31 protein-coding genes are annotated in these 23,088 nt (G+C 60.6%); all 31 read right to left on the reverse strand.

The window, feature by feature from the left end; all coding sequences use genetic code 11:
* Window positions 1–146: 146 nt before the first annotated feature.
* Entirely contained in the window at window positions 147–1,145 is a 999-nt protein-coding gene (locus AC1KVG_RS05600) for a DNA-directed RNA polymerase subunit alpha (RefSeq protein WP_023902826.1), read from the reverse strand.
* Between the two features lie 53 nt (window positions 1,146–1,198).
* Entirely contained in the window at window positions 1,199–1,825 is a 627-nt protein-coding gene (rpsD, locus tag AC1KVG_RS05605) for a 30S ribosomal protein S4 (protein ID WP_002811641.1), read from the reverse strand.
* Window positions 1,826–1,839: 14 nt separating this feature from the next.
* Window positions 1,840–2,232 (reverse strand): 30S ribosomal protein S11, encoded by a 393-nt coding sequence (gene rpsK / locus AC1KVG_RS05610; RefSeq protein WP_002811645.1) that lies wholly within the window; start codon window positions 2,230–2,232, stop codon window positions 1,840–1,842.
* A 10-nt stretch (window positions 2,233–2,242) separates the two neighbouring features.
* Window positions 2,243–2,599, reverse strand: a complete 357-nt coding sequence (gene rpsM / locus AC1KVG_RS05615) for a 30S ribosomal protein S13 (protein ID WP_003486672.1) — start codon at window positions 2,597–2,599, stop codon at window positions 2,243–2,245.
* 333 nt (window positions 2,600–2,932) lie between these two features.
* On the reverse strand, window positions 2,933–4,300 hold the full coding sequence (gene secY, locus AC1KVG_RS05620) for a preprotein translocase subunit SecY (RefSeq protein WP_023902825.1): 1,368 nt from the start codon (window positions 4,298–4,300) through the stop codon (window positions 2,933–2,935).
* A gap of 7 nt (window positions 4,301–4,307) precedes the next feature.
* Window positions 4,308–4,751, reverse strand: coding sequence for a 50S ribosomal protein L15 (gene rplO / locus AC1KVG_RS05625; RefSeq protein WP_012439114.1), 444 nt, complete (start codon window positions 4,749–4,751; stop codon window positions 4,308–4,310).
* Between the two features lie 4 nt (window positions 4,752–4,755).
* Window positions 4,756–4,947: a 50S ribosomal protein L30 gene (gene rpmD / locus AC1KVG_RS05630; RefSeq protein ID WP_481093742.1), complete on the reverse strand. Its 192-nt coding sequence runs from the start codon at window positions 4,945–4,947 to the stop codon at window positions 4,756–4,758.
* Window positions 4,940–5,482 carry a 30S ribosomal protein S5 gene (gene rpsE / locus AC1KVG_RS05635; RefSeq protein ID WP_003486682.1) on the reverse strand — a complete coding sequence of 181 codons (543 nt, stop codon included), beginning with the start codon at window positions 5,480–5,482 and terminating at the stop codon, window positions 4,940–4,942. Before rpsE ends, rpmD begins: the two co-directional genes overlap by 8 nt.
* Before the next feature lie 158 nt (window positions 5,483–5,640).
* The gene (gene rplR / locus AC1KVG_RS05640; RefSeq protein WP_006450644.1) at window positions 5,641–6,000 is read right to left on the reverse strand and encodes a 50S ribosomal protein L18; all 360 of its coding nucleotides are present in this window, start codon (window positions 5,998–6,000) and stop codon (window positions 5,641–5,643) included.
* 91 nt (window positions 6,001–6,091) lie between these two features.
* Window positions 6,092–6,619: a 50S ribosomal protein L6 gene (gene rplF / locus AC1KVG_RS05645; RefSeq protein WP_006450642.1), complete on the reverse strand. Its 528-nt coding sequence runs from the start codon at window positions 6,617–6,619 to the stop codon at window positions 6,092–6,094.
* A gap of 15 nt (window positions 6,620–6,634) precedes the next feature.
* Window positions 6,635–7,033: a 30S ribosomal protein S8 gene (gene rpsH / locus AC1KVG_RS05650; protein WP_006450641.1), complete on the reverse strand. Its 399-nt coding sequence runs from the start codon at window positions 7,031–7,033 to the stop codon at window positions 6,635–6,637.
* A gap of 204 nt (window positions 7,034–7,237) precedes the next feature.
* Complete coding sequence (gene rpsN / locus AC1KVG_RS05655; RefSeq protein ID WP_005917137.1) at window positions 7,238–7,543, reverse strand: 30S ribosomal protein S14; 306 nt, start codon at window positions 7,541–7,543, stop codon at window positions 7,238–7,240.
* 18 nt (window positions 7,544–7,561) lie between these two features.
* Window positions 7,562–8,104, reverse strand: a complete 543-nt coding sequence (gene rplE / locus AC1KVG_RS05660; protein WP_006450640.1) for a 50S ribosomal protein L5 — start codon at window positions 8,102–8,104, stop codon at window positions 7,562–7,564.
* An 11-nt stretch (window positions 8,105–8,115) separates the two neighbouring features.
* The gene (rplX, locus tag AC1KVG_RS05665) at window positions 8,116–8,433 is read right to left on the reverse strand and encodes a 50S ribosomal protein L24 (protein ID WP_006450639.1); all 318 of its coding nucleotides are present in this window, start codon (window positions 8,431–8,433) and stop codon (window positions 8,116–8,118) included.
* 15 nt (window positions 8,434–8,448) lie between these two features.
* Window positions 8,449–8,817 (reverse strand): 50S ribosomal protein L14, encoded by a 369-nt coding sequence (gene rplN, locus AC1KVG_RS05670; RefSeq protein ID WP_003486699.1) that lies wholly within the window; start codon window positions 8,815–8,817, stop codon window positions 8,449–8,451.
* Between the two features lie 14 nt (window positions 8,818–8,831).
* A complete protein-coding gene (rpsQ, locus tag AC1KVG_RS05675; RefSeq protein WP_005993374.1) occupies window positions 8,832–9,101 on the reverse strand; it encodes a 30S ribosomal protein S17 in 270 nt (89 codons plus the stop codon).
* Between the two features lie 11 nt (window positions 9,102–9,112).
* Entirely contained in the window at window positions 9,113–9,298 is a 186-nt protein-coding gene (gene rpmC, locus AC1KVG_RS05680) for a 50S ribosomal protein L29 (RefSeq protein WP_006450638.1), read from the reverse strand.
* Entirely contained in the window at window positions 9,298–9,711 is a 414-nt protein-coding gene (gene rplP / locus AC1KVG_RS05685) for a 50S ribosomal protein L16 (RefSeq protein WP_006450637.1), read from the reverse strand. The genes rpmC and rplP overlap by 1 nt, the downstream gene beginning before the upstream one ends.
* Window positions 9,712–9,716: 5 nt before the next feature.
* Window positions 9,717–10,451 (reverse strand): 30S ribosomal protein S3, encoded by a 735-nt coding sequence (gene rpsC, locus AC1KVG_RS05690; protein ID WP_006450636.1) that lies wholly within the window; start codon window positions 10,449–10,451, stop codon window positions 9,717–9,719.
* A gap of 17 nt (window positions 10,452–10,468) precedes the next feature.
* Window positions 10,469–10,804: a 50S ribosomal protein L22 gene (rplV, locus tag AC1KVG_RS05695; protein WP_002811686.1), complete on the reverse strand. Its 336-nt coding sequence runs from the start codon at window positions 10,802–10,804 to the stop codon at window positions 10,469–10,471.
* A 12-nt stretch (window positions 10,805–10,816) separates the two neighbouring features.
* A complete protein-coding gene (rpsS, locus tag AC1KVG_RS05700) occupies window positions 10,817–11,086 on the reverse strand; it encodes a 30S ribosomal protein S19 (protein WP_005993369.1) in 270 nt (89 codons plus the stop codon).
* A gap of 6 nt (window positions 11,087–11,092) precedes the next feature.
* Window positions 11,093–11,920 carry a 50S ribosomal protein L2 gene (rplB, locus tag AC1KVG_RS05705; RefSeq protein ID WP_003486715.1) on the reverse strand — a complete coding sequence of 276 codons (828 nt, stop codon included), beginning with the start codon at window positions 11,918–11,920 and terminating at the stop codon, window positions 11,093–11,095.
* A 10-nt stretch (window positions 11,921–11,930) separates the two neighbouring features.
* Window positions 11,931–12,230: a 50S ribosomal protein L23 gene (gene rplW, locus AC1KVG_RS05710; protein WP_002811694.1), complete on the reverse strand. Its 300-nt coding sequence runs from the start codon at window positions 12,228–12,230 to the stop codon at window positions 11,931–11,933.
* Window positions 12,227–12,832, reverse strand: a complete 606-nt coding sequence (gene rplD / locus AC1KVG_RS05715) for a 50S ribosomal protein L4 (RefSeq protein WP_023902821.1) — start codon at window positions 12,830–12,832, stop codon at window positions 12,227–12,229. Before rplD ends, rplW begins: the two co-directional genes overlap by 4 nt.
* A gap of 12 nt (window positions 12,833–12,844) precedes the next feature.
* Window positions 12,845–13,495 (reverse strand): 50S ribosomal protein L3, encoded by a 651-nt coding sequence (gene rplC, locus AC1KVG_RS05720; RefSeq protein WP_006450633.1) that lies wholly within the window; start codon window positions 13,493–13,495, stop codon window positions 12,845–12,847.
* A gap of 11 nt (window positions 13,496–13,506) precedes the next feature.
* Window positions 13,507–13,818, reverse strand: coding sequence for a 30S ribosomal protein S10 (rpsJ, locus tag AC1KVG_RS05725; protein WP_003486723.1), 312 nt, complete (start codon window positions 13,816–13,818; stop codon window positions 13,507–13,509).
* A 464-nt stretch (window positions 13,819–14,282) separates the two neighbouring features.
* Complete coding sequence (tuf, locus tag AC1KVG_RS05730; RefSeq protein WP_108350190.1) at window positions 14,283–15,473, reverse strand: elongation factor Tu; 1,191 nt, start codon at window positions 15,471–15,473, stop codon at window positions 14,283–14,285.
* A 50-nt stretch (window positions 15,474–15,523) separates the two neighbouring features.
* Window positions 15,524–17,641, reverse strand: a complete 2,118-nt coding sequence (gene fusA / locus AC1KVG_RS05735; protein WP_006450630.1) for an elongation factor G — start codon at window positions 17,639–17,641, stop codon at window positions 15,524–15,526.
* A 140-nt stretch (window positions 17,642–17,781) separates the two neighbouring features.
* Window positions 17,782–18,249 (reverse strand): 30S ribosomal protein S7, encoded by a 468-nt coding sequence (rpsG, locus tag AC1KVG_RS05740; RefSeq protein ID WP_006450629.1) that lies wholly within the window; start codon window positions 18,247–18,249, stop codon window positions 17,782–17,784.
* A gap of 12 nt (window positions 18,250–18,261) precedes the next feature.
* Window positions 18,262–18,636, reverse strand: coding sequence for a 30S ribosomal protein S12 (rpsL, locus tag AC1KVG_RS05745; RefSeq protein WP_006450628.1), 375 nt, complete (start codon window positions 18,634–18,636; stop codon window positions 18,262–18,264).
* Window positions 18,637–18,858: 222 nt separating this feature from the next.
* A complete protein-coding gene (rpoC, locus tag AC1KVG_RS05750) occupies window positions 18,859–23,076 on the reverse strand; it encodes a DNA-directed RNA polymerase subunit beta' (RefSeq protein ID WP_006450627.1) in 4,218 nt (1,405 codons plus the stop codon).
* Between the last annotated feature and the right edge of the window lie 12 nt (window positions 23,077–23,088).

Here is a 23,088-nt window from a genome sequence, read left to right on the forward strand (position 1 = left end):
GAGACGTTGTCGCCATCCTGGCGCTGTTGAATGGACTGCGGTTGGTCCGAGCCGGCCGTCCTTTGACCGGATGTCACCGCGGGCTTTGGCCCGTCGATGTGGAAAAAACAAACATGGGCGCCCGAAGACGCCCATGCCTTGACACATTAACCAAGCATGCCGTGCTGAGCGACACCGGCCGGCGGCCAGTTCTCCAGCTTCATGCCCAGTGCAAGGCCGCGCTGTGCCAGCACTTCCTTGATTTCGGTGAGCGACTTCTTGCCCAGATTCGGGGTCTTGAGCAGCTCCACTTCGGTCTTCTGGATCAGATCGCCGATGTAGTAGATGCTTTCGGCCTTCAGGCAGTTGGCCGAACGCACGGTCAGCTCGAGGTCGTCGATCGGGCGCAGCAGCACCGGATCCACGCCGCTGGCAGCCGGCTTGGCCGCACCGCGATCGCGGTGGGTGAAATCGCCGAATACCGACAGCTGATCGCTAAGGATGTCGGCGGCGGTGCGCACGGCTTCCTCGGCATCGATCGTGCCGTTGGTTTCGATATCGATCACCAACTTGTCGAGGTCGGTGCGCTGTTCCACACGCGCAGCTTCCACGGCATAGGCAACGCGACGCACCGGCGAGAACGACGCATCCAGCATCAGACGACCGATGGTACGGGTCTCTTCGTCCGGACGACGACGTGCGGCAGCCGGCTGATAGCCGAAGCCACGCTCGATCTTCAGGCGCATGTTCAGCGCCGTGTCCTTGGTCAGGTGGCAGATCACATGGTCGCCGTTGACGATCTCGACGTTGTGATCGGTCCTGATGTCGGCCGCAGTGACCGTACCCGGACCCTGCTTGGACAGCGACAGCGTGGCGCTATCGCCACTGTGCATACGAATCGCCACGTCTTTCAGGTTGAGCAGGACGTCAAGCACGTCTTCCTGCAGCCCTTCGACCGTGGTGTACTCGTGCAGCACGCCATCGATCTCGACCTCGGTGATCGCAAAACCCGGGATCGACGACAACAGCACACGACGCAGGGCATTGCCCAGCGTGTGCCCGTAACCGCGCTCCAAGGGCTCGATCACGACCTTTGCGCGATTGTCGGTAAGACGTTCGATCTGCGGACCACGGGGGCGCAGAACCTGGTTGGCGGTAACCGTCATGTTGCGGGGTCTCCTGCGAACCTCCGGCGGTGCCGGAGGCTCTCCAATGTGAATTACTTCGAATACAACTCGACGATCAGCGCTTCGTTGATATCCGAAGGCAGGTCGGCACGATCCGGAACAGCCTTGAACACGCCGCTGAACTTCTTCGAATCGACTTCGACCCACGACGGCGTCATGTCGTGCTGCTCAGCCACGGTCAGGGCTTCCTGCACGCGGAGCTGCTTCTGTGCTTTTTCCGACAACGTGATCGCATCGCCAGCCTTGATCTGGTACGAAGCCAGATTCACCGACTTGCCATTGACCAGCACGCCACGGTGCGACACCAGCTGGCGCGCGGCCGGACGGGTGACGGCAAAGCCCATGCGATAGCAGACGTTGTCCAGACGGGTTTCCAACAACTGCAGCAGGTTCTCGCCGGTGTTGCCCTTCTTGGTCGAGGCCTTCTTGTAGTAGTTGCGGAACTGACGTTCCAGCAAACCGTAGATGCGCTTGACCTTCTGCTTTTCACGCAGCTGGGTAGCGTAGTCGGAGAGCTTGCCTTTGCGAGCCGCGCCGTGTTGGCCGGGCTTTTGCTCAAGCTTGCACTTGGAGTCCAGCGCACGCGCGGGGCTCTTGAGGGAAAGGTCGGCGCCTTCGCGGCGGGCGAGCTTACAGGTAGGACCGATATAACGAGCCATTTCTTATCGCTCCCTTAGACGCGACGCTTCTTCGGCGGACGGCACCCGTTGTGCGGGATTGGCGTCACGTCGATGATGTTGGTGATCTTGTAGCCCACGTTGTTCAAAGAACGCACGGCCGACTCACGGCCCGGACCCGGACCCTTGATACGCACTTCCAGCGACTTCACGCCGTAATCGAGCGCAGCGCGGCCAGCCTTTTCGGCGGCAACCTGAGCAGCGAACGGGGTCGACTTACGCGAACCACGGAACCCGGCGCCGCCGGACGTGGCCCACGACAGCGCATTGCCCTGGCGATCGGTGATGGTGATGATGGTGTTGTTGAACGAAGCGTGGACATGGGCGACGCCATCAGTGATGACGCGCTTGATCTTCTTCTTCGTTTTCTTTTCTGCTGGCTTTGCCATGATCTATCCCTTACTTCCTGATCGCCTTGCGCGGACCCTTACGGGTGCGGGCGTTGGTACGGGTACGCTGACCACGCAGCGGGAGACCACGACGATGACGCAGACCGCGGTAACAGCCCAGATCCATCAGTCGCTTGATCGCGATACCGATTTCACGGCGCAGGTCGCCTTCGACGACATACTTGCCAACTTCGGCGCGCAAACGCTCGATTTCGGGTTCGGACAGATCACGAATCTTCGTGGTCGAGGTAACGCCTGCGGATTCGCAGAGCTTCTTCGAACGGGTACGGCCGATGCCGTAGATGCTTTGCAACCCGACCCAGACGTGCTTCTGGGCTGGCAGGTTGACGCCTGCAATACGCGCCATGACGCGATTCTCCAACTGAGTGATGGCCCGACAGCGCCCAGGCGCCATCCGGCAGGATGGATCAAAAGTTAACTCGGAATTGTAGCAAGGCCTCGGATTGCTTTGAAGCCCGTGGAACCAGAAAGTTCCATGGACCCGGCGTGGGGAGTGTGCCCTCGCTCCGGCGCCGGACGATGTTGATCCAGAAAACTTCTCCGAATCGCCTGTACTACTCCCGCACAGGACCACCTCGTCACACCCGCGCGCGAGACGTCGCGCGAGCCGCCCTTCTGATCGGAAGATCGTGGCCCGGGAACCAGGCCGTCTTCACGTAATGAAGTTCTAGTGTACCACTTAACCGCGCGCCAGACCGCCGCGCGAGCCGCCCTTGAGGTTGGCTTTCTTCAGCAAACTCTCATACTGGTGCGACATCAGATGCGCCTGGATCTGCGCAATGAAATCCATCACCACCACCACCGCAATCAGCAGCGAGGTGCCACCGAAGTGGAACGAGGTGCCGAGCTGCGTGCGCATGATTTCCGGCAGCAGGCAGACGATCACCAGGTACAACGAACCTGCGGCAGTCAAACGCGTCAGCACGCCGTCTACATAATCCGCAGTAGCTTTGCCCGGACGAATACCCGGAATCAATGCACCGGACTTCTTGAGGTTATCGGCAGTTTCCTGCGAGTTGAACACCAGCGCGGTATAGAAGAACGCGAAGCCGATGATCAGTGCAGCGAATACCAGCATGTGCACTGGCTCACCAGGTCCAAGTGCGTTGGCGATCTTCTGCAGCCACGAACCCACACCACTGCCCGATGCTGCCTGACCCGACCACATCGACAACGTCGCCGGGAATGCCAGGATGCTGGATGCGAAGATCGGCGGAATCACGCCTGCCATGTTGAGCTTCAACGGCAGGAACGAGGTCTGATTCATGTAGGCATTGCGGCCGCCTTGGCGACGCGCGTAATTGACCGTGATACGCCGCTGTCCGCGTTCGACAAACACCACAAACAGCGTAAACGCCAGGATGGTGATGACGATCAGCAACAGCGAGATGAAGCTCAGATTGCCTTCGCGGAACGCCTCGACAGTCTGGATTGCGCCCGACGGAAGCCCTGCGACGATGCCGGCGAAGATGATCAGCGACACACCGTTACCGATGCCGCGCTCAGTGACCTGCTCGCCAACCCACATCAAGAAGATGGTGCCGGCTGTCAGTGCAATCACTGCAGTCAGCACAAAACCCATGCCCGGCGCATACACCACCGGAGCGCCACCCGGCGCGGTCTGATTCTGCAGCGCCAACGCGATACTGCCGCCCTGCACCACTGCCAGAAGCACCGCACCGATACGCGAATACTGGGTGATCTTGCGTCGGCCGGATTCGCCTTCTTTCTGCATCGCCTTGAGGGCGGGAAAGATGTGCGTGGCCAACTGGATCACGATCGATGCCGAAATATACGGCATCACGTTCAACGCAAAAATACTGAAACGGTGCAGGGCGCCGCCCGAGAACATGTTGAACATGTCCACGATACCGCCACCCTGCGCCTGCATCAACGAAAGCATGGCATCGGGATTCACGCCAGGCACCGGCACATAGCAGCCGATGCGATAGACGATCAATGCCCCGAGGACGAACAACAGCCGCTGGCGAAGTTCCGTGAACTTGCCAAGCCCGCCACCGAGGTTACCAATGCCAGCCTGCGCCATCTGCCGATTACTCCTCTACGCTGCCGCCGGCAGCTTCGATTGCTGCCTTGGCGCCTGCAGTCGCAGCGACACCCTTCAGCACGAACTTCTTGCTCAGCTCGCCCTTCAGCACGATCTTCGCCTTCTTGGCGCGGCTCGGGACCAGATTGGCCGCACGCAACGCTGCAAAGTCGATCTCACCGGCTTCCAGCTTATCCAGCTGGTAGGACAACACTTCAGCGCTGTCACGCGCCATCTTCGAGCGGAAACCGATCTTCGGCAGACGACGCTGCATCGGGGTCTGGCCGCCTTCGAAGCCCGCCTTGATCTTGCCGCCACCCTTGCGAGCGAACGAGCCCTTGTGGCCGCGGCCGCAGGTCTTGCCAAGGCCGGAGCCGATGCCGCGACCGACGCGCGTGCGCTCGGTACGGGCGCCGTCAGCGGGCTTGAGGTCATTGAGATGCATAGTCATGGGATTAGTCCTCAACCTTGACGAGGTAGTGAACCGTATTGATCAGGCCACGCACCTGCGGGCTGTCCTTGAGTTCACGCACATCGTTGATCTTATTCAGGCCCAACGCATGCACCGACAGGCGGTGACGCGACTGGGTACCACGCAGGCCACGCACCAGGCGCACCCTCACAGTCTTGCCAGTGTCCTTAGCCATGGTTGAGCTCCTCCACCTTTTTGCCGCGCTTGGCCGCAACGCGCGCCGGCGACTGCACTTCCGACAGACCCTTCAGCGTTGCACGCACCAGGTTGATCGGATTACGCGAACCAACCGCCTTGGCCAGCACGTTCTTCACGCCGACCGCTTCAAGCACAGCGCGCATGGCGCCGCCAGCGATGACGCCGGTACCTTCCGAAGCAGGCTGCATGTAAACGCGAGCTGCGCCATGACCGGACTTGACGGCGTGCCACAAAGTGCCGTTGTTCAGATCGACAGTCGCCAGATTCTTGCGCGCCTGCTCCATCGACTTCTGGATGGCAACCGGCACTTCGCGCGCCTTGCCGTAACCGAAACCAACCTTGCCCAGACCATCGCCGACCACGGTCAACGCGGTGAAGGTGAACTGGCGACCGCCCTTGACAGTCTTGCTGACGCGATTGACCGCGACCAGCTTTTCGATCATGCCATCGTCGACTTTCTCTTCGCGGTTACGGTCGCGATCACGACCCCGCGGTGCACGTTCTTCTGCCATCTTGATTCCTTGATTGATTGAGTATGTACGGCTCGGGGCCGCTTATGGTTGTGGAATGGAACTGTGTTCCCGGCACCGTTGCAAAAGAACGGGACGGTCCGGCATCTCCCTGCCGGCGGTAACGCGACTGTGGCCGCTGGCCACAGTCGCAGCAGTGCTTAGAACTTCAAGCCGCCTTCGCGAGCTGCGTCAGCCAGCGCCTTGATACGGCCGTGGTAGCGGTAGCCCGAGCGATCGAATGCGACCTTCTCGATACCCGCAGCCTTGGCGCGCTCGGCGATCAGCTTGCCGACCTTGACGGCCGCATCGCTGTTCTTGCCGTTCTTCAGACCTTCCTTGACGTCGGCCTGCAGCGTGTTCGCAGCAGCGATCACCTTGGAGCCGTCGGCAGTGAAGACCTGCGCATACAGATGCTGGCCGGTGCGCAGCACCGACAAGCGGGCGACGCCCAGCTCACGAATGTGCGAACGGGTGGACTTGGCGCGACGCAGACGGGCGATGTTCTTGTTGATGCTCATGATATTTATCCTACGGAAGCTGAAGGAAAACAGGCTTTTGCATTGAGAAGTCCGGCCATGGATGGCCGGGCTCCTAGCAGAGGGACCTGTCTTACGCCTTCTTGGCTTCCTTGCGAATGATGACTTCACCGGCGTACTTCACACCCTTGCCCTTGTAGGGCTCCGGCGGACGGAAACCGCGAATCTTGGCGGCGACTTCGCCGACGCGCTGCTTGTCGGCACCCTGGACCAGAATTTCGGTCTGGGTCGGGGTGGACAGCGTGATGCCTTCCGGCGCCACGAACACCAGCGGGTGCGAGAAACCGAGCGCCAGGCTCAGATCCTTACCTTGCATGGCGGCGCGGTAACCGACGCCGACCAGCTCAAGCTTGCGCTCGAAGCCGTCGGACACACCCTTGACCATATTGGCCAGGATGGCGCGCACGGTGCCGGTGATGGCCAGCTGCGACGGATCGTTGGCCGACAGGGTTGCAACATCGCCGTCGATGGCGATTTCGACGCCAACCGGCTTCGGCAGGGTCAGGGTGCCTTTCGGGCCCTTGACGCTGACCAGCTCGGGCTGGACGTTGAGCTCAACACCCTTCGGAAGGGACACAGGCTTCTTGGCTACACGGGACATGTTCGATTCCTTCCCTTAGGCCACGAAGCACAGGACTTCACCACCAACGCCGGCTTCGCGAGCCTGCGCATCGGTCATGATGCCTTTCGACGTGGAGATGATGGCGACGCCCAGTCCACCCAGGACCTTGGGCAGCTCGGTCTTGCCGCGGTACTGGCGCAGACCCGAGCGCGAGAAACGCTTCAGGGTCTCGATGACCGGACGGCCCTCGAAATACTTCAGCACGATTTCCAGCTCCGACTTGTTGTTCTCGGTCGCTGTCACGCGCAGGTCGGTGATGTAACCCTCGTCCTTCAGGACTTGGGCGATCGCAACCTTGATCTTGGACGACGGCAATTTCACCGTCTGCTTACCAACCGCGGCCGCATTCTTGATGCGTACCAGCAGGTCGGCGATGGGATCAGTCATGCTCATATGAGTACCTTTGAGTGCACCGATATCCGCTTTCGCGAAAATCTTGTGTTTTCCTGGGGATGGGCCAGGACCCTTTACGCCATGCCAAGCCTGTACAGGCAAGACAGAAGCGGAAGTATACGACAAAAGAGCCCGACTTGCGTCGGACTCCCTTGTTGAACAGAACAATCCTGTTCAAACCGGCCGCGAACGGCCGGAAAGCTGTTACCAGCTTGCCTTACGCAGACCCGGAACGTCGCCGTTCATCGTGGCCTTGCGCAGCATGTTGCGACCCAGACCGAACTTGCGGTAGACACCGCGCGGACGACCGGAAAGTTCGCAACGGTTGCGGTGGCGGCTCGGCGACGAATCGCGCGGCAGCTTCTGCAACTTGGTCGAGGCATCGATCTTCTCTTCGTAGGACGCATCCTGACTGGAGAGGATCTTCTTCAGCGCATCACGCTTGCCGGCAAATTTCTTCGCCAACTTTGCACGCTTGATGTCGCGGTGGATCATGGAGGTCTTTGCCATTTCGGATGTCCTCTACGGTCAGTTACGGAACGGGAACTTGAACGCTGCCAGCAGCGCCTTCGCTTCCGCATCCGTCTTGGCGGTGGTGGTGATGGCGATATCCATACCGCGGATCGCGTCGACAGCGTCGAAATCGATTTCCGGGAAGATGATCTGTTCCTTCACACCCATGTTGAAATTGCCACGACCGTCAAAGGAACGACCGGAAACACCACGGAAGTCGCGCACGCGCGGCAGCGAGATGTTGATCAGACGATCCAGGAACTCGTACATCTTGGCGCGACGCAACGTGGTCTTGCAGCCGATCGGCCAACCGTCACGGATCTTGAACGATGCGACCGAAACGCGCGACTTGGTGACCACCGGCTTTTGACCGGAGATCTTGGACATGTCGCCGACTGCATTTTCCAGAATCTTCTTGTTGGTTGCCGCCTCGCCCACGCCCATGTTGAGCGTGACCTTGACCAGCCTCGGCACCTGCATCGGATTGGTGTAGCCGAACTCCTTCATCAGGGCCGGCACCACGTTTTCCTTGTAAAACTTTTCGAGACGAGTGTTCATGATCGCATTCCTCAGGCGTCGAGCGCCTCACCGCTGGAGCGGAACACACGCAATTTGCGTCCATCCTCCAGCACCTTGAAGCCAACGCGCTCGCCCTTGCCCGTTGCCGGGTTGACGATATTGACGTTGGAGATATGGATCGACGCTTCACGCTCGACCACGCCGCCGGCGACACCCGCCTGCGGATTCGGCTTGGTGTGGCGCTTGATGATGTTGGCATTGGAGACGATCACGCGATCGCCATCCACACGCACAACTTCACCCTGCTTACCCTTGTCCTTGCCGGTGTTGATGACGACCTGGTCGCCCTTCTTGATACGGTTAGCCATGTATATGTCCTCCGCTCACAGCACTTCGGGAGCGAGCGAGACGATCTTCATGAACTTCTCGGAACGCAGCTCGCGCGTCACCGGCCCGAAGATGCGGGTCCCGATCGGCTCCTGCTTATTGTTCAACAGCACAGCGGCGTTGCCATCGAAGCGAATCAGCGAACCGTCGGGACGGCGCACACCCTTACGGGTACGCACCACGACGGCGTCGTAGACTTCGCCTTTCTTGACCTTGCCACGCGGAATGGCGTCCTTGACGGTCACCTTGATGATGTCACCAATGTGTGCGTAGCGGCGCTTCGAGCCGCCCAGCACCTTGATGCACATCACTTCCTTGGCACCCGAATTGTCGGCCACATCGAGGTAGCTCTGCATCTGGATCATGATTCAGATCTCCCTTAGCCGGCCGAACGGGTGACGATTTCAACCACCCGCCAGTTCTTGGTCTTGGACATTGGAGCAATCTCGGTCACACGCACGACGTCGCCTTCATTACAGGCATTGTCGGCGTCGTGTGCGTGCAGCTTGGTCGAGCGCTTGATGTACTTGCCGTACAGAGCATGCTTGACCTGGCGCTCCACCAACACGGTGACCGTCTTGTCCATCTTGTTGCTGACGACACGGCCTTCGACCGTGCGCAGCGCTTGCTTTTCGTTGTTATCGCTCATCGCGGCCGTCCTTACTTGGTGCTGCCGAGCAGGTACTTGACGCGAGCAATCTCGCGGCGTACCCGGCGGGTATCGTGGGTCTTCGGCAGCTGGCCGGTGACCTGCTGCATACGGAGCGAGAACTGCTCCTTACGCAAATCGGTCAGGTGGGCCTTCAGTTCGTCAGCCGACTTCTCGCGGAGTTGTTTGATGTCCATCAGCGCACCGTCCGGGTCACGAAAGTGGTAGTCACCGACAGCTTCGCGGCGGCAAGGCGGAATGCCTCACGTGCGACATCTTCGGGAATACCTTCGATTTCATAGATCATGCGACCCGGCTGAATCTGCGCGACCCAGTACTCCACGTTGCCCTTACCGGAGCCCATGCGGACTTCGATCGGCTTCTTGGTGATCGGCTTGTCGGGGAACACACGAATCCACATCTTGCCGCCCTTTTTGACGTGGCGGCTGATCGTACGACGTGCTGCTTCAATCTGACGCGCGGTCAGCTGACCGTGCGCGGTTGCCTTGAGGCCGTACTCGCCGAAGCTGACGGCGTTTCCGCTCCATGCCAGGCCGTCGTTACGGCCCTTGTGCATCTTGCGATATTTGGTTCGCTTGGGTTGCAACATTGCCGTTACCTCGCTTCACGAGCCGGGCGCGAAGGACGGTCACCACGGTCGCCGCGATCGTTACGATCGTTGCGCGGGCTGTCGTCCTGCTTCTCCTGGCCAACCTGGGAGAAGTCAAAGACCTCACCCTTATAGATCCAGACCTTGATACCGATGATGCCGTACGTCGTGGACGCCTCGGCAAAACCGTAATCAATGTCGGCACGTAGCGTGTGCAGCGGCACGCGGCCTTCGCGGTACCACTCCGAACGGGCGATTTCTGCACCGTTGAGGCGGCCAGCCACGTTGACCTTGATGCCCAGGGCACCCAGGCGCATCGCGTTACCGACCGAGCGCTTCATTGCACGGCGGAACATGATGCGACGCTCAAGCTGCTGCGCGATCGACTCGGCGACCAGCTGCGCATCCAGCTCCGGCTTGCGCACTTCGGTGACGTTGATGTGGGCAGGAACACCCATCATCGCGCTCACTTCCTTACGCAGCTTTTCGATGTCCTCACCACGCTTGCCGATCACCACGCCCGGACGGGCAGTGTGGATCGTCACGCGGGCGGTTTTGGCAGGGCGCTCGATCAAGATCTTGCTGATACCTGCCTGCGCGAGCTTCTTGCGCAGCATTTCACGCACTTTCAGGTCGGCTGCCAGATAACCGGCGAAGTCGGCCTTGTTTGCGTACCACTTGGAATTCCAGTCCTTGGCGATGCCAAGACGGATTCCAGTCGGATGAACTTTATGACCCATGGTCTTTTCCTTTCCGCTTACTTGGCGGCGCCAACAATCACAGTGATGTGACTGGTGCGCTTGAGGATGCGGGTACCGCGGCCTTTCGCCCGCGCCATGAAACGCTTCAGGGAGGGACCTTCATCAACCATGATGGTCTTGACCTTCAGCTCGTCGACATCCGCGCCCTGATTGTTCTCGGCATTGGCAATAGCCGACTCCACTACCTTTTTGATCAGGTGTGCAGCCTTCTTGTCCGAGAACTTCAGCAGATTGACCGCACGTTCGGCGGACAGTCCACGCACCTGGTCAGCGACCAGGCGGGCCTTCTGCGGGGAGATGCGCGCGGTGCGCAGGATTGCTTTCGCTTCCATCGTCATCTCTCCTTACCTGCTCGACTTCTTGTCGCCACCGTGACCCTTGAAGGTCCGGGTGACGGCAAATTCGCCGAGCTTGTGGCCGACCATATTCTCGTTGACGAGCACCGGAATGTGGTTCTTGCCGTTATGCACGGCGATGGTGATGCCTACCATTTCGGGCAGGATCATCGAACGGCGCGACCAGGTCTTGATCGGCTTCTTGCTACCCGCAGCGGACTCCACCTTCTTTGCAAGGTGGTGATCGACGAACGGGCCCTTCTTAAGTGAACGTGCCATGGTCGATTAGCCCCTACGATCGCGGACGATGAATTGCTGGGTGCGCTTGTTCTTGCGCGTCTTGTAACCCTTGGTCGGAACACCCCACGGGGTGACCGGATGTGGATTACCCTGACCAGCCTTCGCTTCACCACCACCGTGCGGATGGTCGACCGGGTTCATGGCCGCACCGCGAACGGTCGGACGAACACCGCGCCAGCGCTTGGCGCCAGCCTTGCCCAGCTTCTCGAGGTTGTGCTCGTCGTTGCCGACTTCACCGATGGTGGCGCGGCACTCGACCGGCACCTTGCGCATTTCACCCGAGCGCAGACGCAGCGTGGCATAGATGCCTTCGCGAGCGACCAGCTGGACGGCAGCACCGGCAGCACGTGCGATCTGAGCGCCCTTACCCGGCTTCAGCTCGATACCGTGAACCGTCGTACCGACCGGGATGTTGCGCAGCGGCAGCGTGTTGCCGGTCTTGATCGGTGCGTTGGCACCGGCAATGACCTGATCGCCAGCCTTCAAGCCCTTGGGGGCAATGATGTAGCGACGCTCGCCGTCGACATAGCACAGCAGGGCGATATGAGCGGTACGGTTCGGATCGTATTCGATCCGCTCCACACGCGCCGGAATGCCTTCCTTGTTGCGCTTGAAGTCGATGATGCGGTAGTGCTGCTTATGACCACCACCGACGTGACGCACGGTGATGCGGCCATGGTGGTTACGACCACCGGACTTGCTCTGCGAATCGAGCAGCGCCGCGTGCGGTGCGCCCTTGTGCAGATCGGGAGTAACCACACGCACGGCGGAACGACGGCCGGGAGAGGTGGGTTTGAACTTCATCAATGGCATGGGATGGACCTCAGGCCTTAGCCGTTACGTCGATGGACTGACCATCAACCAGGCGGACGTACGCCTTGCGCCAATTGCCGCGGCTACCAGCACGGTTACGGAAGGACTTGCTCTTGCCCTTGACGTTGACCACGTTGACAGCCTTGACCTTGACGTCGAACAGCTGCTCAACCGCGGCCTTTACATCGGCTTTGGTGGCTTCGTTCGAAACTTCGAAGACATACTGGTTGGAGATTTCCTGCAGGCGCGCGGTCTTTTCAGAGACTCGCGGAGCACGCAGCACGCTGAAGATTTTTTCGTTGCTGCTCATGCCAGCCACTCCTCGATCTTCTTGACCGCATCGGCGGTGATCACGACCGTATCGGCCCCGACCAGAGCGACCGGATCCAGACCCTGCACATCACGCACCTGCACATACGGCAGATTGCGAGCGGACAGGTACAGGTGCTCGGAAGCTTCTTCGGTAACGATCAGCGGGCGCTTGCCCACATCCAGTCCCTTCAGCTTCTCGATCAGACCCTGGGTCTTGGTTGCTTCGACGTCGAACGCTTCGACGATCATCAGGCGACCCTGGCGGTTAAGCTCAGAGAAGATCGCGCAGATGGCCGCACGGTACATCTTGCGGTTGACTTTCTGTTCGAAGCTGCGCGGCTTGGCCGCGAAGGTCACGCCGCCACCGACGAAGATCGGAGCCGTCAGCGCGCCATGACGCGCACCGCCGCCCTTCTGCTTCTTCGACTTCTTGGTCGTGCCCGCAACTTCCGAACGCGTCTTCTGAGCCTTGGTACCAGCGCGACCGGCATTGCGATAAGCGACGACGACCTGGTGAACCAGATCTTCGCTGAATTCGCGACCGAACACGGCATCGGAGACCGAGACCTTGTTGTTACTACCCGTGATAACGAGTTCCATCGTCATCTCTCCTTATGCCTTGCTCGCCGGACGGACGATCACGTCGCCACCAGCTGCGCCAGGCACGGCGCCGCGGATAGCAATCAGACCACGCTCGACGTCGACCTTGACCACTTCCAGGTTCTGCGTGCTTTGCTGCACGGCGCCCATGTGGCCCGACATCTTCTTGCCCGGGAAAACACGACCCGGGGTCTGGCGCTGACCCAACGAACCCGGCGCGCGATGCGACAGCGAGTTACCGTGAGTTGCATCGCCCATACGGAAGTTGTAGCGCTTGATGGTGCCCTGGAAACCCTTACCCTTGGTGACGCCCTGGACATCGACCTTCTGGCCGACCTCGAAGATGTCCGCCTTGATTTCGCCGCCGACGGCGAAATCGCCGAGCTGCGCATCTTCAACGCGGAATTCCCACAGGCCGCGACCCGCTTCCACCTTCGCCTTGGCGAAGTGACCAGCAGCTGGCTTGTTGACCAGTGCGGCGCGACGGGCACCAACGGTAATCTGCACTGCGCTATAGCCGTCAGCTTCGACGGTCTTGATCTGCGCGATGCGGTTTGGAGTTGCTTCGATCAGCGTGACCGGTACCGAGCGGCCGTCCTCAGTAAAGACGCGGCTCATACCAGCCTTGCGGCCTACGAAGCCCAACGAATATTTCTTCGTCATGGTCGTAGTCCTCAGGTCAGCTTGATCTGGACGTCGACGCCAGCCGCGAGTTCGAGCTTCATCAGCGCGTCCACGGTCTTGTCGTTCGGGTCGACGATATCGAGCACACGCTTGTGCGTGCGGGTTTCGTATTGGTCACGCGCATCCTTGTCGGCATGCGGGGATACGAGGATGGTGTAACGTTCGATCTTGGTCGGCAACGGGATCGGGCCACGCACTTGCGCGCCGGTCCGTTTAGCCGTTTCGACGATCTCGCTGGCCGAACGGTCGATCAATCGATGATCGAACGCCTTCAACCGAATCCGGATCTTTTGTTCCGACATGACGGAAGCTTCCTTCGTTAAAAGAGCGACGGGCAAGGCCTCTGGGATACCTGCCCCGATATTCCTGCGTAGATGAAATCGCCGTGCGTCCTGCCAGCGAGGGCATTTCCTCCGCCCAAAAACTGAGGCAGGCCGGTAAACCGGTCTGCCCAGACGGAAAAGTATAGTGCGCAACGAGAGCACCGTCAACAACACGTGAGTTGTTGAGTGCTCCATGCAACGCGACCTTCCCGGTCTGGCGAACACGAGCGGCATCCTGCCGTTCTTTTCGCTGTAACTCTGCGCCCTACCCAGGGACACCGAGCCGCGCATTATAGCGAGGTGTTTTTACTGGCGCAAGCGCTCTACCCTGCGAATTGCATTGCACGCGCATATTTCCGCTCAACAAAAAGGCCGGCTTGCGCCGACCCTTTGCATTACTTACGTGCTGATCCGGCGACGAGGCGTCGCCGGATCGCAGGCACTTACTTGATGATCTTGGCAACCACGCCGGCGCCGACGGTGCGGCCACCTTCACGAATCGCGAAGCGCAGACCTTCATCCATCGCGACCGGGTTGATCAGGGTCACGACCATCTTCACGTTGTCGCCCGGCATCACCATTTCCACGCCTTCCGGCAGCTGGCAGGCGCCAGTGATGTCAGTGGTGCGGAAGTAGAACTGCGGACGGTAGCCCTTGAAGAACGGGGTATGACGACCACCCTCATCCTTGGACAGCACGTAGACTTCGGCTTCGAACTCGGTGTGCGGCTTGATCGAACCCGGCTTGCACAGCACCTGGCCGCGCTCCACGTCGTCACGCTTGGTGCCGCGCAGCAGCAGACCGGCGTTGTCGCCTGCCTGACCCTGGTCCAGCAACTTGCGGAACATTTCCACGCCGGTGACGGTGGTCTTCTGCGTGTCGCGGATACCGACGATTTCGATTTCGTCGCCGACCTTGATGATGCCGCGCTCGATACGACCGGTCACCACGGTGCCACGGCCCGAGATCGAGAACACGTCTTCGACCGGCATCAGGAACGGACGGTCAACGTCGCGGGTCGGATCCGGAATAAAGGTATCCAGCGCTTCGACCAACTTCAGGATCGCCGGCACACCGATTTCGCTCTGATCGCCGTCAAGCGCCAGACGAGCCGAACCGTGAATGATCGGAGTGTCGTCGCCCGGGAAGTCGTACTTGCTCAGGAGCTCACGCACTTCCATCTCGACCAGCTCAAGCAGCTCGGCGTCGTCGACCATATCGGCCTTGTTCAGGAACACGACGATGTGCGGCACACCGACCTGACGCGAGAGCAGGATGTGCTCACGGGTCTGCGGCATCGGGCCGTCAGCGGCCGAACACACCAGGATCGCGCCGTCCATCTGCGCTGCACCGGTGATCATGTTCTTGACGTAGTCAGCGTGGCCGGGGCAATCGACGTGCGCGTAATGGCGCACTGCGGACTCATACTCAACGTGTGCGGTCGAGATCGTGATACCACGCGCCTTCTCTTCCGGCGCTGCGTCGATCGCGTCGTACGCCTTGAACTCGCCACCGAAACGCTCGGCACCGATCTTGGTCAGCGCAGCGGTCAACGTGGTCTTGCCATGGTCGACGTGACCAATGGTGCCGACGTTAACGTGCAGCTTTTCGCGAAGAAATTTAGCTTTTGCCATGACTCACTAACCTCTAATTGGAAAATTTTGTTTGAAGCGGCTGAGCGAACTCAGCCCTTCTTGGTGACAGCGTCGGCGATGTTGGTCGGCGCTTCTTCGTAATGGTCGAATTCCATCGAGAACGTTGCGCGACCCTGGCTCATCGAGCGCAGCGAAGTCGCGTAACCGAACATTTCACCCAGCGGAATCATCGCATTGATGATCTTGCCCGACGGGCTGTCGTCCTGACCCTGCAACACGCCACGACGGCGGCTCACGTCGCCCATCACGTCACCCAGGTAATCCTCCGGGCTGACGATCTCGACCTTCATGATCGGCTCAAGCAACACCGGGCTGGCTTTCGCAAAGCCCTGCTTGAACGCCATCGACGCGGCCAGCTTGAACGCCATTTCCGAGGAGTCGACGTCATGGTACGAGCCGAACACCAGCTTGACCTTGACACCCACCACCGGGAAGCCGGCGATCGGACCACTGGTGATCGTTTCGCGCAAACCCTTTTCGACCGAGGGGATGAATTCCTTCGGAATGATGCCGCCGGTGATGTCGTTGATGAAGAGGAAATCGTCTTTGACGTTGTCGTTCTTACGATCTTCTTCGGTCATCGGCGACAGCTCGATCACCACGTGACCGTACTGACCCTTACCACCGGACTGCTTGGCGTGCTTGTAGTCGGACTTGACGTCGGTCTTGCGGATCGTTTCGCGATACGCAACCTGCGGCTTGCCAACGTTGGCCTCGACATTGAACTCGCGACGCATGCGGTCGACGATGATGTCCAGGTGCAACTCGCCCATGCCGGAGATGATGGTCTGGCCGGATTCTTCGTCGGTCTTGACGCGGAACGAGGGATCTTCCTGCGCCAGACGACCCAGCGCCGTACCCATCTTTTCCTGGTCCGACTTGGTCTTCGGCTCCACCGCCATCGAGATCACCGGCTCCGGGAAAATCATGCGCTCCAGGGTGATGATCTTGTCCTGCGCACACAGCGTATCGCCGGTGGTGACGTCCTTCAGACCCACGGCTGCGGCGATGTCACCAGCGCGCACTTCCTTGATCTCTTCGCGATTGTTGGAGTGCATCTGCAGGATGCGGCCCACGCGCTCTTTCTTCGACTTGACCGGGTTATAGACCTGGTCGCCGGAGTTCAGCGTGCCCGAATAGACACGGAAGAACGTCAGCGAGCCCACGAACGGGTCGGTCATGATCTTGAACGCCAACGCCGAGAACGGCGCGGTATCGGTCGCCGGACGGGTGTCTTCCTTCTCGTCTTCGTCGATGCCCTGGACCGGCGGACGGTCGGCCGGCGACGGCAACAGGTGCACGACGCCGTCGAGCATGGCCTGCACGCCCTTGTTCTTGAACGCCGAGCCACAGAACACCGGCACGATCTCGACCTTCAGGGTGCGCTCGCGCAAACCCACCAGGATCTCTTCTTCGGTCAGGTCGCCTTCGTTGAGGTACTTGTCCATCAGGTCTTCGCTGGCTTCTGCAGCCGCCTCAACCATGAACGAACGCGCCTCGGTCGCAATCTCGACCAGATCGGCCGGGATGTCACCGTATTCGAAGGTAGTGCCCTGCGAGGCAACATCCCAATGGATCGCCTTCATCTTCAGCAGGTCGACCACGCCCTCGAAACCGTCTTCAGCACCGATCGGCACCTGCATCGGCACGGCGTAGGCTCCCAGACGGGCCTTCAGCTGCTCGACGACCTTGTCGAAGTTGGCACCGGTACGGTCCATCTTGTTGACGAAGGCCATGCGCGGCACGGAATACTTGTTGGCCTGGCGCCACACGGTTTCGGACTGCGGCTGTACGCCGCCTACGGCGCACAGCACGAACACCGCACCGTCGAGCACGCGCAAGGAGCGCTCCACTTCGATGGTGAAGTCGACGTGCCCGGGGGTGTCGATGATGTTGAGGCGATGCTGCGGCATGGACTTGTCCATACCCGACCAGAACGCGGTGGTGGCAGCGGAGGTGATGGTGATACCACGCTCCTGCTCCTGCTCCATCCAGTCCATCACCGCGGCGCCGTCATGGACTTCGCCGATCTTGTGACTGACGCCGGTGTAAAACAGGATGCGCTCGGAGGTGGTGGTCTTGCCGGCATCGATGTGAGCCATGATGCCGAAGTTGCGGTAACGCTCGATAGGGGTGGTGCGGGCCACGGGGAGCCTCTCAATTTCTTGGATTTCGGATGGCCGAACGCCGCCTTTCGGCGGCCTTCGGATTTAGATGCGACGCTAATCGCGCGTCGCAAACAGCACTCAGATGGTGCTGAAGGGCCCCGTTACCAAGGCCCACGAGGTCACCAGCGGTAGTGTGCGAACGCCTTGTTCGCCTCCGCCATACGGTGCGTCTCTTCGCGCTTCTTGATCGCGCCGCCACGGCTTTCCGAGGCGTCCAGCAGTTCTGCAGCCAGCTTGCGCGGCATGGTGTTTTCGCCACGCTTGCGCGCGGAATCGATCAACCAGCGCATTGCCAGCGCCGTGCGACGGGAGGAGCGCACTTCGACGGGCACCTGATAGGTAGCACCACCGACGCGACGCGATTTAACTTCGACAGCCGGGGCCACGTTGTCCAGTGCTTTCTGCACCAGCTCGACGGCATTCGGATTCTTTTCGCCAATGACGTCCATCGCGCCATAGACAATTTTCTCAGCAACCGACTTCTTGCCACTTTGCATCACCATATTGATGAAGCGGGCAATGGTTTCGCTGCCATGCTTTGGATCAGGCAGGACGGTGCGCTGCGGAGTAGAACCTTTACGGGACATTGGAGTATTTCCTTAGCTCTTCGGGCGCTTGGCGCCGTACTTGGAACGACCTTGACGGCGCTTTGCGACGCCGGCGGCGTCCAGCGAACCACGGACGGTGTGATAACGCACACCGGGAAGATCCTTGACGCGGCCACCGCGAATCAGGACCACGGAGTGCTCCTGCAGGTTGTGGCCTTCACCACCGATGTAGCTGATGATCTCTTCCTGATTCGTCAGGCGCACTTTGGCAACCTTACGCAGGGCCGAGTTCGGCTTCTTCGGGGTAGTGGTGTAGACGCGTGTGCAGACGCCGCGGCGCTGCGGACACTTGTCCAGTGCCGGGGAGGCACTCTTGTAGGTGGTCGCTTGCCGAGGCTTGCGGACCAGCTGATTGATCGTCGTCATCAGTTGATTCTTCTGATAGAGAGGCCGAGACGGCCTTGCACGAAAACAAAGGCAGGCCGAAAAACGGCCCACCGAGACAGAGAAGTATAGCTGGCAGGACGAAACTCCGTCAACTTCACGGAAATCTAACCCTGCTGGCCCATCCAAAGGCCGGAAAACGGAGGGCCTCCTGCCCTCCTTTTCGCTTGGCTTACGGCGATCTTGCGACCGCCGTCGGAGCGCTTACTCCTCGTCCGCGCCAGCGTCGGCCACCGTGGCGACCGGTTCGGCCACTGCCGGCTTGCCCGACAGCGTTTCCATTTCCGAGTCGGTCAGACCCGAAGACTTGCGACGTCCGGCATGGTAGGCCAGACCGGTACCGGCCGGGATCAGACGACCCACGATCACGTTTTCCTTCAGACCGCGCAGGTTGTCGCGGGTACCGCGCACGGCAGCCTCGGTCAACACGCGGGTGGTCTCCTGGAACGAAGCCGCCGAGATGAACGACTCGGTGGCCAGCGAGGCCTTGGTGATACCCAGCAGCACCGGATCGTACTTGGCCGGCAATTCGTTGCGCTTGACCAGGCGGACATTTTCCTCGATGACGCGCTGGCGCTCGACCTGCTCGCCGTTGAGGAACTTGCTGGTGCCCTGATCGGTGATCTCGACCTTACGCAACATCTGGCGCGTGATCACCTCGATGTGCTTGTCGTTGATCTTCACGCCCTGCAGGCGATACACGTCCTGGATTTCCTTGACCAGATAGGCGGCCAGCGGCTCGACACCCAGCAGACGCAGGATGTCCTGCGGACTCGGCTCGCCGTCCACCACGGTCTCGCCCTTGGTCACGTGCTCGCCTTCGAACACGATGATCTGGCGATACTTCGGGATCAGCTCTTCGTGTTCCGAACCATCGGTGTCCTTGATGATCAGGCGCTGCTTACCCTTGGTGTCCTTGCCGAAGCTGATGATGCCCGAACGCTCGGCCAGGATCGCCGGATCCTTCGGCTTGCGTGCTTCGAACAGATCGGCAACGCGCGGCAGACCACCGGTGATGTCGCGGGTCTTGGACGCTTCCTGCGGGATCTTGGCGACCACGTCGCCCACGCCAACGGCGGCGCCGTCCTGCAGGTTGACGATGGAGCGCGGCGGCAACAGGTACTGGGCCGGCAGATCCGTGTTCGGGATCGTCAGATCATTGCCCTTGCCATCGACGATGCGCACGATCGGGCGCAGTTCCTTGGCATGTGCACCGCGACGCTTCGGGTCGGTGATTTCGCGCGAGGCCAGACCGGTCAGTTCGTCGGTCTTCTCGATGACGGTGACGCCGTCGACGAAGTCGATGAAGCGAATGAAACCGGCCACTTCCGACACGATCGGATGGTTATGCGGATCCCAGTTGGCAACGCCCTGCCCGGCCTTGACCGCATCGCCGTCTTTGGCGGTGATGGTGGCGCCGTACGGCAGCTTGTAACGCTCGCGCTCGCGGCCATGGCCATCGAGCACGGACAGTTCGCCCGAACGCGAGACCGCAACCAACGCGCCGCTGGCGTGCGCCACCGACTTGAGGTTGTTGAACTTCACCGAACCGGTGGTCTTGACGGTGATGTTGTCCACCGCAGCCGCACGCGATGCCGCACCACCGATGTGGAACGTACGCATGGTGAGCTGGGTACCCGGCTCACCGATGGACTGTGCGGCAATGACGCCGACCGCTTCACCGATGTTGACCTGGTGACCACGTGCAAGATCGCGACCGTAGCAACGTGCGCACACGCCGAACGAGGACTCGCAGCTGATGGTCGAACGCACCTTCACCGACTGCACGCTGGCCTCTTCCAACTTGGCAACCCAGGCTTCGTCGAGCAGCGTGTTGCGGGTGACGATCGGTTCTTCGTCGTTGCCCGGCAGGTACACGTCCTCGGCCACCACACGGCCCAGCACGCGCTCCTTCAACGGCTCCACCACATCGCCGCCTTCCACGATCGGGGTCATGATCAACCCTTCGGTGGTGCCGCAGTCGACTTCGGTGATGACCACGTCCTGCGCCACGTCGACCAGACGACGGGTTAGGTAACCCGAGTTGGCGGTCTTCAGCGCGGTATCGGCCAGACCCTTACGGGCACCGTGGGTGGAGTTGAAGTACTCCTGCACGTTCAGGCCTTCGCGGAAGTTCGCCTTGATCGGCGTCTCGATGATCGAGCCATCCGGACGCGCCATCAGGCCGCGCATACCGGCCAGCTGACGGATCTGCGCCTGGCTACCACGCGCACCGGAGTCGGCCATGATGTACAGCGAGTTCATCGACTTCTGGTCGATGGTCTCGCCCTTGGCGTTTTCGACCTTCTCGGTACCGATGGTGTCCATCATCGCCTTGGCGATGCGCTCGCTGGTACGCGACCAGATGTCCACGACCTTGTTGTAGCGCTCGCCGGCGGTGACCAGACCGGACTGGTACTGCTCCTGGATTTCCAGCACTTCGGCTTCTGCCTCGGTGAGGATGCCCTTCTTCTCGTCCGGGATCAGCATGTCGTCGATGCCGATCGACACGCCTGCACGGGTGGCGTAGGCATAGCCGGTGTACATCAGCTTGTCGGCGAACACGACGGTGTCCTTCAAGCCCAGCAGACGGTAGCTGGAATTGATCAGACGCGAGATGTTTTTCTTGGTCATCTCGGTGTTGGCCAGCTGGAACGGCAGGCCTTCGGGCAGGATTTCGCTCAGCAGAGCACGACCGACCGTGGTGTCCACAATCGAGGTACCGCTGGTGCGCTTTCCATCGACCGCGTCCACGTCCACCTGGGTGATACGGACCTTGACCTTGGCGTGCAGTTCCACCACGCGGTTGTCGTAGGCGCGCTTCACTTCGCTGGTGTTGGCGAACACCATGCCCTCGCCCTTCTTGTTCTCCAGGGCGCGGCTCATGTAGTACAGGCCCAACACCACGTCCTGCGACGGCACGATGATCGGCTCGCCGTTGGCCGGCGACAGGATGTTGTTGGTGGACATCATCAGCGCACGCGCTTCCAGCTGGGCTTCCAGCGAGAGCGGCACGTGGACGGCCATCTGGTCACCGTCGAAGTCGGCGTTGAACGCGGTACAGACCAGCGGGTGCAGCTGGATGGCCTTACCTTCGATCAACACCGGCTCGAACGCCTGGATACCCAGGCGGTGCAGGGTCGGCGCACGGTTCAACAACACCGGATGCTCGCGGATCACTTCTTCCAGGATGTCCCAGACTTCAGCTTCTTCGCGCTCGACCAGCTTCTTGGCGGCCTTGATGGTGGTGGCCAGGCCGCGACGCTGCAGCTTGGCGAACACGAACGGCTTGAACAGCTCCAGCGCCATCTTCTTCGGCAGGCCGCACTGGTGCAGCTTGAGGTACGGACCGACGGTGATGACCGAACGACCGGAGTAGTCCACGCGCTTGCCGAGCAGGTTCTGACGGAACCGGCCCTGCTTGCCCTTGATCATGTCGGCCAGCGACTTCAGCGGACGCTTGTTGGTGCCGGTGATGGCACGGCCGCGACGGCCGTTGTCCAGCAGCGCATCGACCGATTCCTGCAACATGCGCTTTTCGTTGCGCACGATGATATCCGGCGCATTGAGCTCGAGCAGGCGACGCAGGCGGTTGTTGCGGTTGATCACGCGGCGGTACAGATCGTTCAGATCCGAGGTCGCGAAGCGGCCACCATCCAGCGGCACCAGCGGACGCAGGTCCGGCGGCAGCACGGGAAGCACGGTCATGACCATCCACTCCGGACGGTTACCCGATTCCAGGAAGGCTTCGATCAGCTTGATGCGCTTGGTCAGACGCTTGAGCTTGGTCTCCGAACCGGTGCTGGCGATTTCTTCGCGCAGACGGGTCATTTCCGACTGCAGCTCGATCGTGCGCAGCAGTTCGTACACGGCCTCGGCGCCCATGGCGGCGTCGAAGTCGTCGTTGTACTCCTGGCGTGCGGTCAGGTACTGCTCTTCGGTCAGCAGCTGGCGGCGCTCGAGGGGGGTCAGGCCCGGCTCGGTGACCACGTAGGCTTCGAAGTACAGCACGCGCTCGATGTCGCGCAGGGTCATGTCCAGCATCAAACCGATGCGCGAGGGCAGCGACTTGAGGAACCAGATGTGCGCGACCGGCGAAGCCAGGTCGATGTGACCCATGCGCTCACGACGCACCTTGGCCAGGGTGACTTCGGTGCCACACTTTTCGCAGACCACGCCACGGTGCTTCATGCGCTTGTACTTGCCGCACAGGCATTCGTAGTCCTTGATCGGACCAAAGATGGCAGCACAGAACAGGCCGTCACGCTCGGGCTTGAAGGTGCGGTAGTTGATGGTTTCGGGCTTCTTCACTTCGCCGTAGGACCACGAACGGATCAGGTCAGGCGAGGCCAGCGCGATCTTGATCGCGTCGAAATCCAGCGTCTGGCGCTGTTGATTGAAGAGGTTGAGCAGGTCTTTCATTGGATATCTCCG

The sequence above is a fragment of the Xanthomonas sp. NCPPB 3959 genome (assembly GCF_056675575.1).

Coding starts and splice junctions, on each gene's coding strand:
- rpsS (WP_005993369.1), bottom strand. CDS start 11,086: ATGGCACGTTCACTTAAGAAGGGCCCGTTCGTCGATCACCACCTTGCA.
- rplR (WP_006450644.1), bottom strand. CDS start 6,000: ATGAGCATCAACAAGAACATCGCCCGTCTGCGTCGCGCCAAGTCCACC.
- rpoC (WP_006450627.1), bottom strand. CDS start 23,076: ATGAAAGACCTGCTCAACCTCTTCAATCAACAGCGCCAGACGCTGGAT.
- secY (WP_023902825.1), bottom strand. CDS start 4,300: ATGGCGCAGGCTGGCATTGGTAACCTCGGTGGCGGGCTTGGCAAGTTC.
- rpmD (WP_481093742.1), bottom strand. CDS start 4,947: ATGGCTAAGGACACTGGCAAGACTGTGAGGGTGCGCCTGGTGCGTGGC.
- rplB (WP_003486715.1), bottom strand. CDS start 11,920: ATGCCATTGATGAAGTTCAAACCCACCTCTCCCGGCCGTCGTTCCGCC.
- rplW (WP_002811694.1), bottom strand. CDS start 12,230: ATGAGCAGCAACGAAAAAATCTTCAGCGTGCTGCGTGCTCCGCGAGTC.
- AC1KVG_RS05600 (WP_023902826.1), bottom strand. CDS start 1,145: ATGACGGTTACCGCCAACCAGGTTCTGCGCCCCCGTGGTCCGCAGATC.
- rpsH (WP_006450641.1), bottom strand. CDS start 7,033: ATGAGCATGACTGATCCCATCGCCGACCTGCTGGTACGCATCAAGAAT.
- rpsC (WP_006450636.1), bottom strand. CDS start 10,451: ATGGGTCATAAAGTTCATCCGACTGGAATCCGTCTTGGCATCGCCAAG.
- rpsJ (WP_003486723.1), bottom strand. CDS start 13,818: ATGTCGGAACAAAAGATCCGGATTCGGTTGAAGGCGTTCGATCATCGA.
- rplC (WP_006450633.1), bottom strand. CDS start 13,495: ATGACGAAGAAATATTCGTTGGGCTTCGTAGGCCGCAAGGCTGGTATG.
- rplE (WP_006450640.1), bottom strand. CDS start 8,104: ATGAACACTCGTCTCGAAAAGTTTTACAAGGAAAACGTGGTGCCGGCC.
- rpsM (WP_003486672.1), bottom strand. CDS start 2,599: ATGGCGCGTATTGCAGGCGTCAACCTGCCAGCCCAGAAGCACGTCTGG.
- rplP (WP_006450637.1), bottom strand. CDS start 9,711: ATGTTGCAACCCAAGCGAACCAAATATCGCAAGATGCACAAGGGCCGT.
- rpsN (WP_005917137.1), bottom strand. CDS start 7,543: ATGGCAAAGACCTCCATGATCCACCGCGACATCAAGCGTGCAAAGTTG.
- rpsG (WP_006450629.1), bottom strand. CDS start 18,249: ATGTCCCGTAAAGGTTCTACTCCGCAGCGCACCGTCCTGCCTGATCCA.
- rpsD (WP_002811641.1), bottom strand. CDS start 1,825: ATGGCTCGTTATATCGGTCCTACCTGTAAGCTCGCCCGCCGCGAAGGC.
- rpsK (WP_002811645.1), bottom strand. CDS start 2,232: ATGGCAAAGCCAGCAGAAAAGAAAACGAAGAAGAAGATCAAGCGCGTC.
- rplO (WP_012439114.1), bottom strand. CDS start 4,751: ATGACTATGCATCTCAATGACCTCAAGCCCGCTGACGGCGCCCGTACC.
- rplV (WP_002811686.1), bottom strand. CDS start 10,804: ATGGAAGCGAAAGCAATCCTGCGCACCGCGCGCATCTCCCCGCAGAAG.
- rpsL (WP_006450628.1), bottom strand. CDS start 18,636: ATGACGACGATCAATCAGCTGGTCCGCAAGCCTCGGCAAGCGACCACC.
- rpsE (WP_003486682.1), bottom strand. CDS start 5,482: ATGGCAGAAGAACGTGCACCGCGGGGTCGTGATCGCGACCGTAACCGC.
- rplX (WP_006450639.1), bottom strand. CDS start 8,433: ATGGCTAACCGTATCAAGAAGGGCGACCAGGTCGTCATCAACACCGGC.
- tuf (WP_108350190.1), bottom strand. CDS start 15,473: ATGGCAAAAGCTAAATTTCTTCGCGAAAAGCTGCACGTTAACGTCGGC.
- rplF (WP_006450642.1), bottom strand. CDS start 6,619: ATGTCCCGTGTAGCCAAGAAGCCTGTGTCCCTTCCGAAGGGTGTTGAG.
- rplD (WP_023902821.1), bottom strand. CDS start 12,832: ATGGAACTCGTTATCACGGGTAGTAACAACAAGGTCTCGGTCTCCGAT.
- rpmC (WP_006450638.1), bottom strand. CDS start 9,298: ATGGACATCAAACAACTCCGCGAGAAGTCGGCTGACGAACTGAAGGCC.
- rplN (WP_003486699.1), bottom strand. CDS start 8,817: ATGATCCAGATGCAGAGCTACCTCGATGTGGCCGACAATTCGGGTGCC.
- rpsQ (WP_005993374.1), bottom strand. CDS start 9,101: ATGAGCGATAACAACGAAAAGCAAGCGCTGCGCACGGTCGAAGGCCGT.